This window comes from Pelatocladus sp., from assembly GCF_059505505.1.
On the sequence record NZ_JCACKS010000236.1, the window covers coordinates 21,686 to 39,877 of the forward strand.

At 37.9% G+C, this 18,192-nt stretch carries 15 protein-coding genes; 3 read left to right on the forward strand and 12 right to left on the reverse strand.

Going from position 1 to position 18,192, the window contains the following annotated elements:
* Nucleotides 1–79: 79 nt before the first annotated feature.
* From AC5JMK_RS23245 to AC5JMK_RS23295, 11 genes are all read right to left on the reverse strand, one after another.
* Nucleotides 80–2,929 (reverse strand): methyl-accepting chemotaxis protein, encoded by a 2,850-nt coding sequence (locus tag AC5JMK_RS23245; protein ID WP_096677282.1) that lies wholly within the window; start codon nucleotides 2,927–2,929, stop codon nucleotides 80–82.
* Nucleotides 2,930–2,993: 64 nt separating this feature from the next.
* Nucleotides 2,994–3,491: a chemotaxis protein CheW gene (locus tag AC5JMK_RS23250; protein ID WP_096677283.1), complete on the reverse strand. Its 498-nt coding sequence runs from the start codon at nucleotides 3,489–3,491 to the stop codon at nucleotides 2,994–2,996.
* Between the two features lie 6 nt (nucleotides 3,492–3,497).
* On the reverse strand, nucleotides 3,498–3,875 hold the full coding sequence (locus AC5JMK_RS23255) for a response regulator (RefSeq protein WP_096677284.1): 378 nt from the start codon (nucleotides 3,873–3,875) through the stop codon (nucleotides 3,498–3,500).
* Nucleotides 3,876–3,951: 76 nt separating this feature from the next.
* Nucleotides 3,952–5,028: a response regulator gene (locus tag AC5JMK_RS23260; protein WP_096677285.1), complete on the reverse strand. Its 1,077-nt coding sequence runs from the start codon at nucleotides 5,026–5,028 to the stop codon at nucleotides 3,952–3,954.
* Nucleotides 5,029–5,767: 739 nt separating this feature from the next.
* Nucleotides 5,768–5,902, reverse strand: coding sequence for a hypothetical protein (locus tag AC5JMK_RS23265; protein WP_495911137.1), 135 nt, complete (start codon nucleotides 5,900–5,902; stop codon nucleotides 5,768–5,770).
* 100 nt (nucleotides 5,903–6,002) lie between these two features.
* A complete protein-coding gene (locus AC5JMK_RS23270) occupies nucleotides 6,003–7,457 on the reverse strand; it encodes an amino acid permease (protein WP_096677286.1) in 1,455 nt (484 codons plus the stop codon).
* Nucleotides 7,458–8,062: 605 nt separating this feature from the next.
* Nucleotides 8,063–8,815, reverse strand: a complete 753-nt coding sequence (locus tag AC5JMK_RS23275; RefSeq protein WP_096677287.1) for an HAD family hydrolase — start codon at nucleotides 8,813–8,815, stop codon at nucleotides 8,063–8,065.
* 90 nt (nucleotides 8,816–8,905) lie between these two features.
* Nucleotides 8,906–10,402, reverse strand: coding sequence for an ethanolamine permease (gene eat / locus AC5JMK_RS23280; RefSeq protein WP_096677288.1), 1,497 nt, complete (start codon nucleotides 10,400–10,402; stop codon nucleotides 8,906–8,908).
* 238 nt (nucleotides 10,403–10,640) lie between these two features.
* Nucleotides 10,641–12,059, reverse strand: coding sequence for an aspartate aminotransferase family protein (locus tag AC5JMK_RS23285; protein ID WP_495911138.1), 1,419 nt, complete (start codon nucleotides 12,057–12,059; stop codon nucleotides 10,641–10,643).
* Between the two features lie 1,290 nt (nucleotides 12,060–13,349).
* A complete protein-coding gene (locus tag AC5JMK_RS23290) occupies nucleotides 13,350–13,688 on the reverse strand; it encodes an ArsR/SmtB family transcription factor (protein WP_495911139.1) in 339 nt (112 codons plus the stop codon).
* Between the two features lie 21 nt (nucleotides 13,689–13,709).
* A complete protein-coding gene (locus AC5JMK_RS23295; protein ID WP_495911141.1) occupies nucleotides 13,710–13,892 on the reverse strand; it encodes a hypothetical protein in 183 nt (60 codons plus the stop codon).
* Between AC5JMK_RS23295 and AC5JMK_RS23300 the strand changes: the two genes are divergently transcribed.
* The gene (locus AC5JMK_RS23300; RefSeq protein WP_071524799.1) at nucleotides 13,822–13,995 is read left to right on the forward strand and encodes a metallothionein; all 174 of its coding nucleotides are present in this window, start codon (nucleotides 13,822–13,824) and stop codon (nucleotides 13,993–13,995) included. The two genes, AC5JMK_RS23295 and AC5JMK_RS23300, sit on opposite strands and share 71 nt — an antisense overlap.
* Nucleotides 13,996–14,493: 498 nt before the next feature.
* Here AC5JMK_RS23300 and AC5JMK_RS23305 read toward each other — a convergent pair whose 3' ends face one another.
* A complete protein-coding gene (locus AC5JMK_RS23305) occupies nucleotides 14,494–15,963 on the reverse strand; it encodes a HEAT repeat domain-containing protein (protein ID WP_495911140.1) in 1,470 nt (489 codons plus the stop codon).
* A gap of 388 nt (nucleotides 15,964–16,351) precedes the next feature.
* Here AC5JMK_RS23305 and AC5JMK_RS23310 point away from each other — a divergent pair, with 388 nt between their 5' ends.
* Complete coding sequence (locus tag AC5JMK_RS23310; protein WP_096677291.1) at nucleotides 16,352–16,552, forward strand: protein kinase family protein; 201 nt, start codon at nucleotides 16,352–16,354, stop codon at nucleotides 16,550–16,552.
* 110 nt (nucleotides 16,553–16,662) lie between these two features.
* The gene (ypfJ, locus tag AC5JMK_RS23315) at nucleotides 16,663–17,508 is read left to right on the forward strand and encodes a KPN_02809 family neutral zinc metallopeptidase (RefSeq protein WP_096677292.1); all 846 of its coding nucleotides are present in this window, start codon (nucleotides 16,663–16,665) and stop codon (nucleotides 17,506–17,508) included.
* Nucleotides 17,509–18,192: the final 684 nt, after the last annotated feature.

Below are 18,192 nucleotides of genomic sequence, written 5' to 3' on the forward strand. Positions count from 1 at the left end.
AGTCATTTATCAATAGTCATTTATCATTAGTCATTAGTCATAGGCAAATAACCAAGGACAAATGACTAATCACCAATCATTAGTTGACCTTGAACGTACCCACACTTTCTTGTAACTGTTGAGAAATCTTCACAGTCTGTTGCAGAGATTCAGAGACTTGTAAGGAAGAATCGCTGGTGTGTTTGGAAATGATCGCGATTTGTTTCATCAATTCGCTGACGACTTGTGATGTTTCCACTCCAGAAGCTGTAGTGGTAGAAATTGATTGTACTAGGGCATCAATTTGTCGTGAAACTTCTAAAATTTGGCCGAGACTGCCTTTTGCTTCTTCAACAATGCGTGTACCTTCCACTACCTGAGCGGTTCCTACTTCCATCGCCTGCACTACTTCACTGGTTTCTCGTTGGATGTTCTCAACGATTTGTTCAATTTCTTTAGTTGCGGCGGCTGATCGAGCTGCGAGTTCCCCGACTTCTTCAGCAACAACAGCAAATCCTTGACCTTCTTCACCTGCTCTTGCGGCTTCAATCCCAGCGTTGATTGCTAGCAAGTTGGTTTGCATGGAAATCTGGTTAATCAATGCGACGACGCGGGAAATCTGTTGCGTAGATTCTCCCAGACGTTTGACTTTTTTGGCGGTTTCGCCGACAGTTTCTCGTAGGTGGAGAATATTCTGTACTGTCATATCCATTGCTTGACCACTTTTCGCAGCAGTGGCTGAAGCATTTTGAGCAACCGTAGCAGCTTGCTGGGCGCTGTCTGCTACTGCTCGAATAGATGCTGTCATTTGATCAACTGCATTTAGGGTGTTGTCAATTTCAGCGGCTTGTGCTAGGGCTTCTTCTGCCAGTTGGTGAATGGCGCCGGAGTTTGTGTCGATCGCCTGATTTACTTGGTTAGCAGCAATTTTGACTTGGGTAACGATATCTCGTAAGCTTTCAACGATAGAGTTGAAAAAGTCAGCAACAGTACCTATTTCGCCAGCAGTCACATCAGCGCGTACTGTCAAGTCGCCACTAGCTGCACCTTCTACGTTGCTTAGTAGTTCCAACAGCTGCATTTGCAGAGCTTCTTTTTGTTGCCGTTCATCTACTGTAGATTTTTCGGCAACTATCTTAGCGCTTTCTAGCTCTTGTAGCAACTTGGCTTGCTCGACTGCGTAGCCAACTTGAGTTGCTAGCTGTTTAAATAAATCAATTTCTGCTTGTTGCCAAATCCGGGGACTGTCGCAGTGATGGGCAATCAATAAGGCTACTAGTTCTTCTTGATGAACAATTGGTGCGATCAAATTTGCTTTGACTGCAAATCTTTCCAGCATTCTGGTGTAACATTCAGCATTACTCAGATGAGAGTCTTGATAGATATTTGCGATCGCCCGCACCCGACCATCTTTGTAAGCGTTGACATGACGTTCTCGAAAACAAGGGTCATCTATTTGGACTCCGAACATTTTCGGGAAACTATTGCTGACTGCTTCGGCGACGACATCGCCATCCCATGTCTCGGAATTAAATTTATAAACAATTACTCTGTCTGTTTTCAGTGCTTGCCGAACTTCTCTGACTGTTGTTTTGTAAATGTCTTCTTCTTCGAGGCTTCTGCGTAACCTTAAAGTAATATCTGCAAGCAATTTCGAGCGCTCTGCATCTTGTTCTTGCTCTTTGATTGAAGCTTCTAGTTGTGATGCCATTTGGTTAATGTTGGCAACCAACACTCCGAGTTCGTCTTCTCCTTGAAAATACAGACGGGTGTTGAGTTCGCCTCTGCCCAGTTTTTCTACTGTTGCTGTTGCTTGCAAAATTGGTTCTGTAGCACGTTTGGCTATCCAGGCTGCGATCGCTGCTACGATGATTGCTGTTAGCCCTGTACCAATGGCAAAAGTCAATAATAATTGTTGTTGAGCGGCAAAGGCTGTTGATGTATTAGTTGCTAGCAGTATCTCCCATTTTAAATCTGGCAAACCTTTGAGTGGTTTAATGGGTACGTAGCTTAACAATTGCTGGCGATCGTTATGCACCGGATCTAATCCAATTACAGTTTTTTCTTTAGATTTTTGTAGTGATTTATATACGTCTGGGTAATCTGTTTTGATATTGCTATTTACGTGGTCTGCTTCTGAGGCTATGAAAATTTTGCCAGAGTTATCAAGAAACAGATATTCCTCAACTGTTTTTGTATAACTTTTTGCCAATTCTTCTAGTGGTTTTACAGGCATACGAACTCTAGCTACAGCAATTGTGTTGCCTGTGCCATTTTCTTTAACAGGTGCAGCAATAAAAATACTTACTTTATTTGTACTTGGTGATAGTTCTGGTTGACTGATATAAGGGCGATCGCTTTGTTGTACATTCTTAAAAAAGGTGCGCTCTTTAACGTTAGGAATAGATTTTCCTTGTGATTGGACAATCAAATTACCGCTTAAATCATATACAGCAATGCTTTCATAAATTGTGTTTCCATCTACTATTCTGGACTCTATGATTTTATCCAGTATTGCTTGTTTTTCTTGAGGGGAGGTGTTTGCACTAGTTTGGGAATTAATCAGTATTGGCAGATTAGATATGAACTGAATATCTCCATACCGCTCAACTATGAAACGGTTGACTTTGTCTGCTAAGTCTTCAGCTTGAGATTGTTGCAGTTGGGAAACTTTGTGTTCGATTGATTGCTTAGAAATTTGATATGCCAGCACTCCAATCCCCAATACTGGTAGTGTACCAATGGCGATCGCTAGTACTGTGGCTTTTGTACCCAAACTCAGACGCTTAAAATTAGCAAATATCCGACTCAAGTGAGAATTTGTGTCTGTTTGCTCGTGATTATTCAATGTCGGTAGTTGCACTACACTATCTGTAAGTTTTTGAGAAGTAATCGTTGATTTTCGATTTCCAACATCACTACTCTTAGTCGTGTCCGTTTTATTAAACATAAAATAGTTTCCCAGAATAGGTGGAGAATAACCCTAAAAATACCGTCGTTATAGTAATACACCCTTAGTTACCATGCAAAATAGAAGATTGGACAATCGCTTGTGCATCTAACACCAGCAATACTTCTTTGTGTTGCACAACGCATCCACGTAAATACGGAACTAAACTAGAGGCGACTTGTCCAACAGGAGAGCGAATTTCATCTGGCATGAATTTAGTTGTACCTTTGATTTCTTGTACAACTAAGCCTAGAAGCAGTGATTCTACCCGAATCATCACGATGTTGAACTGACGAAATCTATAGTCTAAGGATTCTAAATTGAACATCCTTGGCAGATCAACTACCCAAACTATGTGACTGCGCCAATTCATCAATCCGAGCATACACGAGGGCATGTTGGGTATGGAGGATACAGCCTCCACAGGTACAACAATTGCCTCTTGCGTATACCTCATCGGCAAAACTGCATGGGCTTGTTTATTGAGTTGAAACCGGAGATAACCATCTCCCAAGTTAGAATCAATTGATTTGGGTGCGAGTGTCATTTTTGAATTATTCATGATTATTCAAATCGCCACTGATTTAATTGCACGCAATAGCTGTTCGCGGGTATAAGGTTTGGTTAAATAAGCATCCGCACCTTGTCTCATTGCCCACAATCTATCTATTTCTTGATTTTTAGAACTACAAATTACAATTGGTACTTTTTGAGTTACTGGATTTTTTTTGAGAGAACGACACAATTCAAAACCACTCATTCCTGGCATTACAACATCCGTAACAATGACATCTGGTTGTTGTGAAATAGCTTGTTCTAATCCTTCTTTTGCACTACTTGTTTTAATCACGTTGTAACCACTTTCTCTGAGGTAGTGGCTCATTAGTTCCAATTCACTGGGAGAATCTTCCACAATTAAAATAGTCCCAAGCAAAGTTAGACTCACTCCTGTATCTCCTAAAAAACCAAACTTTTACTAAATTACTAAATAGAGTTGTCTGTTTCATTGTGATCAAACACAATTAATCAAGATGTTTAAACACCATTTTTAACAGATCAGATTGTGTAAATGGCTTAGTTAAATAGCCTGATGACCTGACCATTTTTGCCTTGGCTCGGTCTATAAATCCTGTTCTGCCTGTCACCATGATTATAGGTGTATTTCTAAAAGCTGAATGTCTACGCAACAACGAACATAGTTCGTAGCCGTCTAGATTTGGCATTTCCACATCTAATAAAATTAGATCGGGTTTGCTGCGGAGAATTTGCATCAAAGCTTTGACAGGATCGTTAATCATTACAACTGAAAATGTATTTTCATCCAAAAAATTCCTAATAGAGTTCAAAACGGTTGGACTATCATCAATGCAAGCTACTGTGTATAAGCTCCGGTTCGCCGATTGCAGGGGAATCTGGCTATGAAGAATATTATCTGAATTTTCAAAATTATGAGTGTCTGTTGTGATTTGTTGCTCAGGTTGAGCTTGAGGTTGCACCCTCCTTTGAGATGGTGTTTTCAACAAAGTTTGAGAATTTTCTTCAGTATTAACTGTTGAATATTGCTCTTGCTTATTGCGTAACTGCTTTTGACAGTGTTCTACTAATAATCGTAAATCTAATCGGCAAAACTTTGGCAGATCATCTAAAGGAGTTTCACGGTAAAATTCATAGCTACCTTGTTTTAATGTCAAGAATGACTCCAGCACTTCTTTGGCTAATTCGTCTATTAAAACAGCCGCTTGCGGAGGAGTAATGTAGTCTTGATTCACTAACCAGCAAATCGCTTGATAATCTGCATGTGGCATCGATTGATTATCGTTCTTAGTGTCAAACATCAACCGCATTTGCACACGATTTGCACCTAATAAATTCGGAATTTGTTGGCTCAAACGTCGCAATTGATGATCTAACCGCTCAAACAATTTATCTGAAGAAGAGGCATAAGTAAGTTTTCCTTCTTCTAAATAAATAGTCCAAGAGTTTTTATCAGTAAACACTCGTAAACATCCTGTGGCACGTCTACTAGTTAATTGTGCTAATAAAGACAGAGGATGTAGTTTTTGAAAAAATCTGTAGCTACTCAGAGGACTTGTACTCATTTTGATTTTACTTGTTGCTCAATTAGATGGGTCTAAGCTATATTTATCAGAGAGTTTAAACAGTAGAATTGCGTAAAATAGTTTTATGTATTAAAGTATACAATTTTTGATTTTGGTTATAGCTAAATTTCAATTGATTAGCTTTAATTTATTTGATAATAAAATCACCGTTAAATTAGTAAGTAGAAGTTATTTTACTTACTAATACTGAGATTAACAAACATTCTCCGGCAAAAAGCAAAAAAAATGTAAAGACTGGATTAAACCAGTTACCTTTAAGTAAACATCGTGTAATTGTGGACGCAATGTATATTAACTGAAATTGCAAGCTTAAACCAACTTTTTTCAGTGTCGCCACTTAAGTATCATTCCTAAATAAACTTTCGATAAATTTTATACGCTTCATTAAGTATATATACTTTTTGCAGTCAACAATAGCCAATAATACCTTCTGTCTTTATTTACTCCAAATTCTTTATGATTTTGGCAAATATTGAGCTAGTTTACTTTATATATTAGTCTTATCTTTTACAAAATTTAAAGTATTATTTAATACATTTTTATATAAAAAATTTAATCTGCTAATTGACCAATAATTCTTTGATGTTACAAGTCCCAGGATTTATCCTGGGAATTAATCCGCAATCGTTCGGCTGAGGGTCTGGCACTGAGCTTGCCGAAGTGTCACGACGAAGTCTAAAATCCACGTATCCTCAAGCCTTCGGATAAATCCTGGGGATCAATTCCATTTTCCATAGACGCGTAGACAGCAACAGCAGCGCTGTCCGTTGGTAGCGGCTTTAAGGGATAGTAATCTAAAATCCAAAATTGTTTGAGTGCGATCGCGTGATTGTTTTCGTAACACTAAAATCATTCGTCAGTATTAGCAGCCTTGATTTTCAAACTTTCCACGTGAAAACAAGGGAAAATATTGTGTGTATTCACTAACAAATCACTAAGACGTAATTAGATCTTCAATCCCTATTTTTTTTCAAAGCTGCTGCTTCTTCTGGCGCCTGAGCAGCTAATTGATTTTTCCTAGATAAAAAATAGATAGTTGCTAAAACCATAACAATTACAACGCCCCAAATACCAACTTGGTAAGCAGGTACAGATAAACAGGCTATGAGGGCAAAAATAGCTAGGATTGTCCCAATCGCCGCTCCTGTAATACCTAATGGGCTTTCGTAGGGTCTTGGTAGATCAGGGCGACTGAATTTGAGCTTGATATAACTGAGCATGACCAGAATATAAGATATCAATGCTGCCAAAACAGCCATATTCAAAATGACTGCATCCACAGCATCGCTTCCTGCGTCAACCAAAATTACACAGATAAATCCTACTACCGTACCTAGAATTAATGCTCGGTAAGGAGTATTATTTTTGGTGAGAGAAATCGAACGTGGGATATAGCCTGATCGGGAAAGAGCAAACAGAATACGCCCATAACTATAAATCAGGGTTAATAAGCTAACGCCCAAACTCAAAGATAAAGCGATCGCTGTAATCGTGTTACTGGTCGCACCCTTGCCAAAGTAAGCCTCTAACCCTTCCGACAAAGGTACACTTGATTTACCAATTGCAACAGCGCCACCACCAATACCCGAATTTAGCACTAGAGTCAAAACTGAAAGAACTATCAGCGTAAACATTGCTGATATTAACCCTCTAGGCATATTCTTAGGTACGTTTTGGGTTTCTTCACTGGCTACAGGTAATACCTCAATTGCTAAATAGAACCAGATACCATAAGGTATTGCTGCAAAAACGCCCAGCCAGCCTTTAGGTAGCCATGCTGCTGATTGTCCTGGATCAGCAGGAACATTAAACAGCAGTTGTGGCTGAAAAACACCTGCTGCTAGCATACTCACATAAAATATGCCTAAGACCATGATTGCTACCAGAGTCAGCCAAAAACTCACATACAGACTCAATTCCATACTCTGGATGCAGATCGCCACAAAAATAGCGTAAATAGTTAGCCAAATCAAATAATTAGGCATAGGGAAAAAGTGATCAATCAAAGGCTTGAGGTAATTGCTCATACTGTAGACGATCGCAGCAGTCGCAAACACATACTCAACAGCGACAGAAACACCGCAAACATAGCCCCAGAATGGACCAAAAGCATTGCGAGTGAAAGAGTAAAAACCACCTGCATGGGGTAGTGCTACCGACAATTCTGCCAGACAATAAACCATGCATATATACATGATTGCCATCAAAAAAGTGGCGATCGCCAAACCCCAAAAACCACCTGCAATTAGACCATAGTTCCAACCATAAAAATCACCTGAAATAACAGCGCCTACACCTAAACCCCATAACCATAACGAGCCAGCACCAACTTTTAGTTGCCGACGCCTTAAGTAATTTTCGGTAACTATTTCGTAATTAACAATACCTTTAATATTTTTTCTAGACATATCCTAAGTTCTCAACAGTACTGATATCAAGTTGCAGTACAAGGAAGTATTTATGAGTAAGGCAAAAAAGGTCAATAAACTTCATTGTTTTTGACTCCTGTGTTTTTTATTGTGTCTATGGACTTGACAAATCAACAAAAAAACACCTCCAACTCAAAAATCATTCTAAATGCACTTAACTAGCTCACTTTCAAGAAAATGGCTAAACATTTAGACAAGAGTTTTTTGTTTATTTTCTAGTGGATTCAACAAAAAAAGGCGGATTTTTAATCATAATAATCCGTTCCTATGGTTAATTAAGTCTGGTAGAGTTCTCCTGATCTGGGGGTAATATTAAAGTTTTTTACAAAAAACACCCTAAAAATAATTAGTAGATCCAACTTTTGGATCTACTCCCTTTTTGTACCAAAATACTTGGTTTATACCCAAATATTTGGTTTAGATCAATGACTACATGATTATAAGATACTTTGTTAATTCCTATAACAATAGCTACAAGATTCTTTTCGGAGTTTAGCCATAACAAAGAAATAAAAAGATTTAATATAAATCAAGTTATCAAAAATGATAGATATTTGCTGTTTTTTATCAATTTTGTTGCTGTTTTATAGCAGACTTGGATGTTGTTTATTAATAACTTCAATCTCATTCAACTGACTAATCAGAACATCTGCACCGATTAAATTCTCAAATTTTTTTATCCAACTAATTCCAATACAACCTGCTGCTCTAGCATTAAGTGCCATCTGCATATCACCTGTAGAATCTCCCACCATCAGGGTATAACTAGGCTCAACTCCTAAAGAGTGGCAAGCCTGTAAAAATAAAATTGGATCTGGTTTACTAGGGCCTTCATCGACTCCCATTTGAACCTGGATATAATCACTCAGGTGATGATATTTTACAAAAGCACAGACTTCATCAGTTCTGGCAGCAGAGAGGATTCCTAATTTCAGTCCCGCTTTGGTGAGATTTTTTAGTACTTCTGTAGCACCAGCAAATATTGGACAAGGTATGTTGCCAATATGTTTCTCTGCTGAGTGGAATGCTTGACGTGCGATCGCTAAGGATTTAAACCAGCTACATCCAGCTTGAGCAATATATGCTGCTGTAGCAATTGCTGTTTCGCCACTACTACCAACAGCTATTAAACCCGCAGGATCTAAACTATCTCCGTCAATACCAAATGCCGTTAACAGAGGTTGTTCAAGCCCTGAAAACTGCATATCTACAAGCTTTGCTACTCTTTGTCCTAGTTGACGCAAATATTCTTTTGAGTCTTCGAGAGTACCATCTTTATCAAATATAATTGCTTGGATGTTGGAAAAGACCAAATTTCCACATTTAATATCTAGCATAAGTTTTTAAGTAAACCTGACTGAATTGCAAACACCAGTATGGATGAAAATTCTATTCCCAATCCCCAATCCCCAATCCCCATTTCCAAGCTAGGGTTGCTCTATTTCCCGCAGTGCTTTCATCAGCATGGCGTCTTCTTCTTCTGGCGCTTTAGCGACTAGCTTTTTACGTGAGTAGAATAAGAAATATAAAATCATCAGACCAAGAAAAATCGCCACTCCCCATACTCCTGGTCTATATCCTGGATCAGAGAAGCAAGCAAATAAAGCGATGATTGCTAGTACACAACCGACGATCGCACCTCCAATTCCGAGAGGACTTTGATAGGGACGAGGTAAGTCTGGGTAGGTTAGTTTCAGTTTGATGTAACTGCTCATAACCATGACATAGGAAATTACTGCGCCAAACACTGTCATGTTGAGTAGCATCGCTCCAATCATCTTGCCTGCAAACTGAATTGTTGCGGTACAGACAAGTCCAACAACAGCGCCTAAAATCATAGCTAGTGCTGGAGTGTGAGTTTTACTGGTAATGGAAATCCAGCGTGGTATGTATCCAGCGCGAGACAAAGAAAAAAGTACTCTTCCGTAAGAATAGATAGCGGTATGGAAACTTGCTATCAAACCTGTTAGTGCGAGTAAGATTAATGTTGCAGCAACCTTAGTTTCACCGAAGATAGCTTTAATTCCATCTGCCAAAGGAGCAGCAGATAGACTTATTTTTGCGGCACCACCTCCGACTCCGGTATTTAATACCAAAACAAATAAAGAGAGAAGCAAGAGGGTGATCATGCTCCAAACTAACGCCTTGGGAATGTCTCTGCTAGTATCATGAGTTTCTTCAGCAGCCATTGGCAAGTGTTCGATCGCCAAATAAAACCACATAGCATAGGGTAAAGCCTGAAATACACCTATCCATCCCTTGGGGAGCAAACTCAAATTTCCTGGTTCTGGGGGAATATTTAACAGTAATTCACGCTGAAATTGACCAGAAAATATGGCGGCGATGAAGAAAATAATCAGTACTGTTGCAGCGATCGCAGTAATGACAAATCCTGCTTTGAGAGTTAACCCTGTACCTCGAATGTTGATACACACAAAAATGGCGTAGAATAATAGCCACCAAACAGGAACAGGGACATAAGGAAATAATGTGTTTAGATAGGCACCAATAAAAAAGACGACAACAGCAGGAGCTAACACATATTCAATCATGATTGTGACGCCGCAAATAAAGCCGCCCAATCGACCAAAAGCTTTGCGAGTAAATGAAAAAAATCCTCCGGCGTGAGGTAGGGCTGCGGATAATTCGGCGATGCTGTAAACCATGCAGATATACATTACTGCCATCAAGTAGGTAGCGATCGCCAATCCTCCAAAACCACCTGCTCCCAAACCAAAATTCCAGCCAGAGAAATCACCGGAAATCACACTTCCAACTCCCAAAGCCCACAGCAACAACCAGTTTGCACTGCGGCGTAGCTGTCGCTGTTGTAAATATTTATCATCTACATTTTCATAATTAAAAATGCTTTTAGATTTGGGAAGTTTAGATCTACTTAAATATTTCTCACGATTGTATTTCATCACCCTGATAACCTTGTTTGCAGTGAATTTTGATTTTTGACTTCCCCCTCGTGGGGCGCTTACATCTTGCTTCTCTAAATACAAACCCGTACAAAGTAAAGATATACGCGATAAAGCTATATTATTTTTATTGGCTTTTATCGCTAAATCAAGGACTTTTGGATTACTACTGAGTGACTAAATACTATCCATTTCTCTTGGTGCAAAATGTGAGTTCCTCGATTCCCGCTCTCCATTTTCAAATCACTGCCATATTGGAACAGGAAAGACGAGGAAGTAAGCCTTCTTGACGCAGTTCCGTCACGCTATCTTCTACAGCCCGAATAATATAATTAATATCTTGTTCTGTATGAGCTGTCGATAAATAATTAGACGAACCTACAATATGAATTCCTCTGTTTATCAAATGATAGCGGAACAATTCCATGATCTCGCTAACAGTAATGTCTACTGTCGAAATAGTATTTTCTAAGTAATAAAAAAAGAACGCTGAACCAAAACTATCCAACCTAATAGGTACTTCATTTTTTTCTAAGTAATTGTTTAACTTTTGGACAAATTCTGATGTGCGTTGATTTAACTGTAGTTGTAAATTGGGGCCTTCTTTCTTCAGATATTCAAGGACAGATTGTGCAGCAGACATCGCTAAGGGATGCTTGCAAAAAGTGCCAGCAACAAATGTAGTTTTTGCACTTGGATAGGAATCATCTCCATAATTCCACATCCCACCATCAACCGCATCCATATAACAAGCCTTACCAGCAATCACTCCGATTGGTATACCACCACCGATGATCTTTCCATAGGTGGCTATATCAGCTTCAATATCAAAATACGCCTGGGCGCCACCTGGATGAATACGGAAGCCTGTAGTCATTTCATCGAAGATTAACGGTATACCTGATTCTTTGGTTAATTGCCTTAATTCTTGTAAGAAATTTTTTAATTTTAAGCTGAATCTAGCAGTATGTACAGGCACAACTAGAACAGCTGCTAACTCTTGCTTATGAGCTTTGATCACTTCTAGTGATTGAGGATTTCCATAAGTCAAAACCAAAACATCTTTCACAATGTTAGTGGGAATTCCAGGAGCAATTGGCACAATATTTAAATTTCCATCTATCATTTGTGCCTTTGCTAGCACTCCATCAAAATGACCATGATAAGAACTGGAAAATATAACAATTTTGTCACGACCTGTGACGGTGCGAGCTAGTCGAATTGCCGTCATTACGGCTTCTGTACCTGTATTTATAAAAGTTACTCGCTCCATTCCAGTTAGTTCACAAATTAACTCAGCCACCTCACCAGCTAATTTTGATTGCGAACCAAGTTGGAAGCCTTGTTCTATTTGCTTTGTTAATACTTCTCTAATGAAAGATGGATTATGACCGAAGAGATTTATTCCTAACCCCATCCTGACATCTATATATTCGTTATTATCAATATCCCACAGTTTAGAACCCAGAGAGTGCTTGCCAACAATGGGATAATACATTTCTTTGAATGACAAATGAAAATTTCCAAATTTACCAGCCTGTTGAGTATCAGCTAGAACTTGATGATAATTTTTTTTTAATAATTTTGATGTTTTTGTCCGCTTGATATAGCGTGCAATGAATTTTTCTAAATGATTTGTCAAAACTGAATTAAACATAATTCCACACTCCTCCTATTGATTTTGCAGTAGTTATTAACTGTCAAATAGTACATCAATATGGACTTAAAAACAGCACTTTAAACCCGATTTTTTTTGAGAACTTGGTAGATAAATGTATAAAAGATTAGCTAAACATGCAATTCTATATATAACCTTGTCTTTATAATAAGCTTTTTAAATAAGACTGGAAGTTATCCAAAATAAATTACTAATATCAATAAGTTTTTATAAATACTAGTCAAGACAAAATTAACTGATGTAGTAACTCAAGTTATACTAAGAGGATGTTTTAAGAGTATTTTTGTTCAGTAGCAAAATATTTTAGTTCTCCCTAAATCCCCATTAAAAAAAGGGAATTTGATTCTGCTACCCCTTTTTTGAAGCACGACTAGGGGAGATATAGAAGTACTTAAAATCACAGCTAATCAGTTTATTTTTCAAACAACCTCTAAGTACCTATTTTTGTAGCGAATATAGGTAGGTAAATACTTAAATTTAGAGCATGAATATTAACAATATTTCTTTCTAAACAGAACACATACATCACAAATTAACCTTAATTTCACTGCTTAAAAAATATTAGAATAGTGATACATGTTCTCAAAAGAGTGATCTTACTTAAAACGAATGTAACTTTTAATGTCTAAATTGGGTATACAAGTAATACCAATTTAAAAATAATTATGATAGATAAATAGGCTAAAAACCTTATATAGTAAGTTTTATTAGAATCAATAATGTAAATTTGGAAATGGTATACAAACTGGTTATTTTACTTTTAGTAAAGCAATTTAACTGGAATTGATAAGTAATCTTTTTTACTATATTCCTAGCAATTATATTTAACTTATGAAAATTCCGCATGACTGCATTGCTTACCTTACAACTACAAGATAATTCCTTTTCATCAGTGATTTAGAATTTTCATAATATGGTTATATAGCAACTAAACTAGTTGACGCTTGAAAAATATGAAGTTAGTTGAACCATAATCACAGTAGTAATTAAATTCAAGTTATTTAAAGAATAAGTTTTTCTAAAAACAGGTATAGCAATCCGATTTGATTTCTGAATTACTCGTAGAGGCAGGCAACAGGCAATAGGCAATAGGCAATAGGGAAAGCTGATAGTCATGCTTAAGGTCAAAATGTACGGAGTTTTTTCAAAAATCAAATAGGAGTCCTATATGTTTTTAATCTAGTAGAGCGATCGCGGAAATAAACATACCATTTAAAATGACGCCTAAGACACCAAGAAAAATACATTACACCTTAAAAGGGCTAGTCTTTAATCGTAACTGTTGCATTGATTTACACCCAGAGCTACATTAGCCAGTAATTCATCTGCAAGATCCAGAAGTTGGGATATGCGTTCATCACTAAGCCGATAGTATACAAAACGCCCTTGCTGTTGACGGACAACCAAATCACAACAGCGCAAACACCCAAGGTGATTGGATACATTAGACTGACTGAGTCCTGTAACTTCAACAATCTCGTTAACAGTCAGTGATCCAGAACGCAATGCATTCAGAATAGACATACGCGAGTGATCAGAAAATCCCCGAAACAGTTTGACTTTCAGATCATTTGCTTGAGTTTTGGTAATTTTTGTTTTAGCTATCATTAAATGTCTCAAAAAGTTTTACTATAGATACATATCAGGTTTCACTGATATGTTGTCTTGGTTGAGCAAGGATAGCGATCGCCATCTTTGCCAATTATCAATGATTTCATGAAATAAAGGAGAGGGTAAAGCTATGGCAACCGTAAGCCAAGTAAAATGCGCCTGTGGTTCTTGCCTGTGCGTTGTTTCTATTGAGGATGCCATTATGAAAGATGGTAAGCCTTACTGCTGTGAAGCTTGTGCAAATAGCCATCAAAGTGGTGAAGTCTGCACACAATGTCAATCTGTTTGTGGCTGTGCATCATAAAATAGACTTCTTACACGAATAGGAATATAGCAGTTCTCGATTGTGTCCAATACGTACCCCACCCCTTAATCCCCTAAGCGCTTGCGGGACTACGGTGTACACACAAGTCGAATTACCCCCCTTAATCCCCCTTGCAAAGGCTACGGTGTACACACAAGTCAAAATTTTTCATGTTGAAACTGTATCCCGCCTAGAACTAAAGTTCCAGGCTCATAGCGAAAGTCCACTCAAGTGGACTGGAACAAACTTTTTTTTGAGTCCTCTGAAGAGGACTTACGCTATGAGACTCGGAATTTATTCCGAGGCGGTACTGTTCCCTCCCCTTTGCAAGGGGAGGGTTAGGGAGGGGTAATTCGAGAACTGGTAGCAATTCGATAACTTGTGTGTACACCATAGGTTTTCGGTAGATCTCGTAAATTTACGGTCTCTACATATCCGTTTATTCATTTCTGTTTTAAGGCAGCACAACTGTAAATTTAAAACATCCAAGCTACAATATTAGCGCTTCTTTTTTTTCTTACTTTTTGCTTTACCTTGTGAAGTTGCAAAACCACCGAAACCTTTACTTGATGGCTGCTCAACAGATTCAGTAACTACAGTATTATCAAGTTCAGATTTGAACTGATTTACTTCTGTTTCACGATTATTTGTATCATTCTTTTGCTTCTGTCCCTCAAGTTTATGTTCTACTTTTTGTAGTTTTTCTACATCAGTGTTCACATCTTCAATTAATTGGATATCATCTGAAATTATATCTAGATTTTTTTCTGATTCCTCAGTATTAACTGTTTCAGATTGTTTTTCATTAACAGCAATATCTTGTGTTTGATGTGTTTGAGAAATATTTTCGGTTTGCGTTACATCATCAGTAGAAGTATCCTCAATTTGAAATTCTTCGCTAACAGCAATATTTTCGGTTTGCGTTACATCATCAACAGAAGTATCTTCAATTTGCGATTCTTCACTAATGGCAATATTTTCGGTTTGAGAAATATTTTCGGTTTGCGTTAAATCATCAGCAGAAGTATCTTCAATTTGAAATTCTTCGCTAACAGCAATATTTTCGGTTTGAGAAGTATTTTCAGTTTGCATTAAATCATCAGCAGAAGTATCCTCAATTTGCGATTCTTCGCTAACAGCAATATTTTCGGTTTGAGAAGTATTTTCAGTTTGCATTAAATCATCAGCAGAAGTATCCTCAATTTGCGATTCTTCGCTAACAGCAATATTTTCGGTTTGCGTTAAATCATCAGTAGACAAATTATCTATTTGAGATACTCCATCTAAACCAATATCTGTAAATACCACTATTTCATCTGAATTAATACCTAAAATTTTACACACATCATCCCAACTACCTGTTATCTCATCAGGTACACTTTGTCCTACAAAAGCACTTTTAATTATTGTTGCGGATTCTACTGCTTGTAATTCAATCAATGAAGCAACAAGAAAACCATTAAGTTCTTGAGGATTTTGAGCAAATAATTTCAATTGTTGAGTAAGTACAGTAATACATTTTTGACGTGCATGGGGATGCTGCTTGCAGATTTCTTCTAAACAATGGATAGCAGTAATACGCGGAAAAATTCCGTGGGATTCATCAGCTAAATAAGCTTGTAATCTGGGGATAGCAATTTCACCAAACATCCCATAAGCTTTAGGCATTTCTTCGTTTACCCAATCGCTATCTTCTAGCTCATGAAATAGCTGCATCAATGGTTCTATTGCTACTTCTGCGCGTAATTGTCCTAATGCACGCCACGCGTGGATTTGTCCCCAAACCTCTAAACTTCCAGAATTTACACCATTCAATCTTTTATCAACTGCCATCCTGATTAATTCAGGGATATGTTCTGTATCCAAACCTAATTCTGCGATATAGTTATACTCGTTTGTAATTTTATGGTAATCACTCAAAGTTAGTAGTTTTTCTACAGGTGGTTGATAAATGGTGCGATTCTTCATCTGAAACAGTTTTACTCAACAATCAAATAACCGACTATAGCAGAAATTTACCTTTAGAGGCTATCTATAAAGTAAATCTTAAGTAGAGTGCGTGATAGCGAAGCCATAACCCACTATGTTATCGAGTGGTGCGTTAGCTGATATCTTGCACCTACCCCATATACCACCATGCATAACACAAGTCCGTTGAAACTGACTAAAACACTCCCTTAGTCAGATAAATCTGACTTTAGCTATTAGCTAAAAAAATTATTTTTTGGCGGTATTAAAATCTGGTGCAAGATCTGAATCAATACTGCTCGGATAAGACAAATCTATTGACATTTAAACCCACCAGAGACGCGATATATTGCGTCTGGTACAACCCCAAAATTATACGGTTTGGGAGATGCTGATATTTTTTGTGTTTCCCCAATGGGTAACTTCTGATTATTTAGAAATCAAAGCAAATTTACTTGCAGGATATCGATCGCACAGAGAATTAAGTATTGAGATTGAAACACAATTACCATTATTTATTGCAGCCCGATGTATTCTTGCTGTTTTATGGTTTGTATTTTTAATTTTTAATTGTTCAAACCTTCCCTAAGTATGACTATTAATCTTTCCTTCTGATAGATGATCTAGCTAAGATTAAACCCCTAATATCTTTGGTGAATCAGGGAAATTCTTGCTTGGGTAGTTGGGAGAATATAGGTTATGCGCTGGGAATTCGGTCGTAGAAGTACTAACGTTGAAGATAGACGTGGAAGTCGAGTTTCTGCACCTGTGGTGGGGGGTGGAATTGGAGCTGTGGTTTTGGCGGTGATTGTTGCGTTATTGGGAGGCGACCCCAGTATCATATTTGATCAAACACAAACACCGAGCGATCGCTCTTCTCAAACACAACGTCCCGCAACGGAAGATCAGGCGGCTGATTTTGTTTCGGTTGTTCTAGCTGATACAGAAGATACCTGGAGTAAATTGTTTCAGCAAAGTGGAAAGACTTATGTAGAGCCGAAGTTAGTGCTTTTTTCAGATGCAGTCAAATCTGCTTGTGGTTTCGCGCGATCGGCAGTTGGCCCCTTCTATTGTCCCGCCGATCAAAACCTTTACATTGATCTTAGCTTTTATCAAGACTTAAAAAATAAATATCAAGCACCAGGTGATTTTGCTCAAGCTTATGTGATTGCTCACGAAGTCGGACATCATGTCCAGAATCTCATGGGTATTTCCAGTCGCGTCAGTAGATTACAGCGTCAAACTAATGAAGTAGAAGCCAATCAACTTTCAGTACGACAGGAATTACAAGCCGACTGTTTTGCTGGTGTTTGGGCGTATCATGCTGATCAATCACGACAAATTCTCGAAGCTGGCGATGTCGAAGAAGCACTAAATGCTGCAAGCGCCATCGGAGACGATCGCTTGCAAAGTCAGTCAAAAGGATATGTTGTTCCAGAGTCTTTTACTCATGGTAGTTCAGCCCAGCGAGTGCGGTGGTTCAAACGGGGTATTCAGACAGGTAATCCAGCACAATGTGATACTTTTGCAGTTTCAAATCTCTAGAATTTGAAAAAACCCGCCTGCGATTTCAATCCCAGTCTCATAGCTAAAGTCTGAACTTGATGAACTAAGTACCTAAACAGAATTAATTACACATCTTGTTTCTAAGAGTGCCTATTGCCTATTGCCTGTCTCCACGAATGAATTTAATTTTGTGCGACTACTTATCTTATCGTAGGGGCATTCCGGCCGTACTCTATGAGAAGCCGCGATCGCGTCTACATGAACGTTGATCACAAAAATTATCTGATCTATAGAAAATATTTAAGCATTTGGTTAGAAATACTCTAACGTTTCTTATGAAAACTTTGTGATCTATAGAAAACATTCAAGTATTTGTTAGAAATGCTTTAACGTTTCTTATGATGACTTTGTGATCTATAAAAAACGTTTAAGTATTTATTAGAAAAACTTTAATATTTTTTATGAAAACTTGGAAACTTATAAAAATCATTAAAGTTTTTATTAAAAAGCTTTAATGTTTATTATGAATGAGACAATATTTACATAAATGTGAAAGCAAACGCAAATAACAATTAAATTTATAGTAGTTCTCGGTTGTGTCCAATACGTACCCCACCCCGTAAGCGGCTACGGTGTACACACAAGTCAAAATTTTTCATGTTGAAACTGTATCCCGCCTAGAACTAAAGTTCCAGGCTCATAGCGCAAGTCCACTCAAGTGGA

Bases quoted from the DNA above. Each gene is read 5' to 3' on its own strand.
- AC5JMK_RS23245 (WP_096677282.1), bottom strand. From the start codon at position 2,929: ATGTTTAATAAAACGGACACGACTAAGAGTAGTGATGTTGGAAATCGA.
- AC5JMK_RS23250 (WP_096677283.1), bottom strand. From the start codon at position 3,491: ATGAATAATTCAAAAATGACACTCGCACCCAAATCAATTGATTCTAAC.
- AC5JMK_RS23260 (WP_096677285.1), bottom strand. From the start codon at position 5,028: ATGAGTACAAGTCCTCTGAGTAGCTACAGATTTTTTCAAAAACTACAT.
- AC5JMK_RS23265 (WP_495911137.1), bottom strand. From the start codon at position 5,902: ATGATTTTAGTGTTACGAAAACAATCACGCGATCGCACTCAAACAATT.
- AC5JMK_RS23270 (WP_096677286.1), bottom strand. From the start codon at position 7,457: ATGTCTAGAAAAAATATTAAAGGTATTGTTAATTACGAAATAGTTACC.
- AC5JMK_RS23275 (WP_096677287.1), bottom strand. From the start codon at position 8,815: ATGCTAGATATTAAATGTGGAAATTTGGTCTTTTCCAACATCCAAGCA.
- eat (WP_096677288.1), bottom strand. From the start codon at position 10,402: ATGAAATACAATCGTGAGAAATATTTAAGTAGATCTAAACTTCCCAAA.
- AC5JMK_RS23285 (WP_495911138.1), bottom strand. From the start codon at position 12,059: ATGTTTAATTCAGTTTTGACAAATCATTTAGAAAAATTCATTGCACGC.
- AC5JMK_RS23290 (WP_495911139.1), bottom strand. From the start codon at position 13,688: ATGATAGCTAAAACAAAAATTACCAAAACTCAAGCAAATGATCTGAAA.
- AC5JMK_RS23300 (WP_071524799.1), top strand. From the start codon at position 13,822: ATGGCAACCGTAAGCCAAGTAAAATGCGCCTGTGGTTCTTGCCTGTGC.
- AC5JMK_RS23295 (WP_495911141.1), bottom strand. From the start codon at position 13,892: ATGGCATCCTCAATAGAAACAACGCACAGGCAAGAACCACAGGCGCAT.
- AC5JMK_RS23305 (WP_495911140.1), bottom strand. From the start codon at position 15,963: ATGAAGAATCGCACCATTTATCAACCACCTGTAGAAAAACTACTAACT.
- AC5JMK_RS23310 (WP_096677291.1), top strand. From the start codon at position 16,352: ATGCTGATATTTTTTGTGTTTCCCCAATGGGTAACTTCTGATTATTTA.
- ypfJ (WP_096677292.1), top strand. From the start codon at position 16,663: ATGCGCTGGGAATTCGGTCGTAGAAGTACTAACGTTGAAGATAGACGT.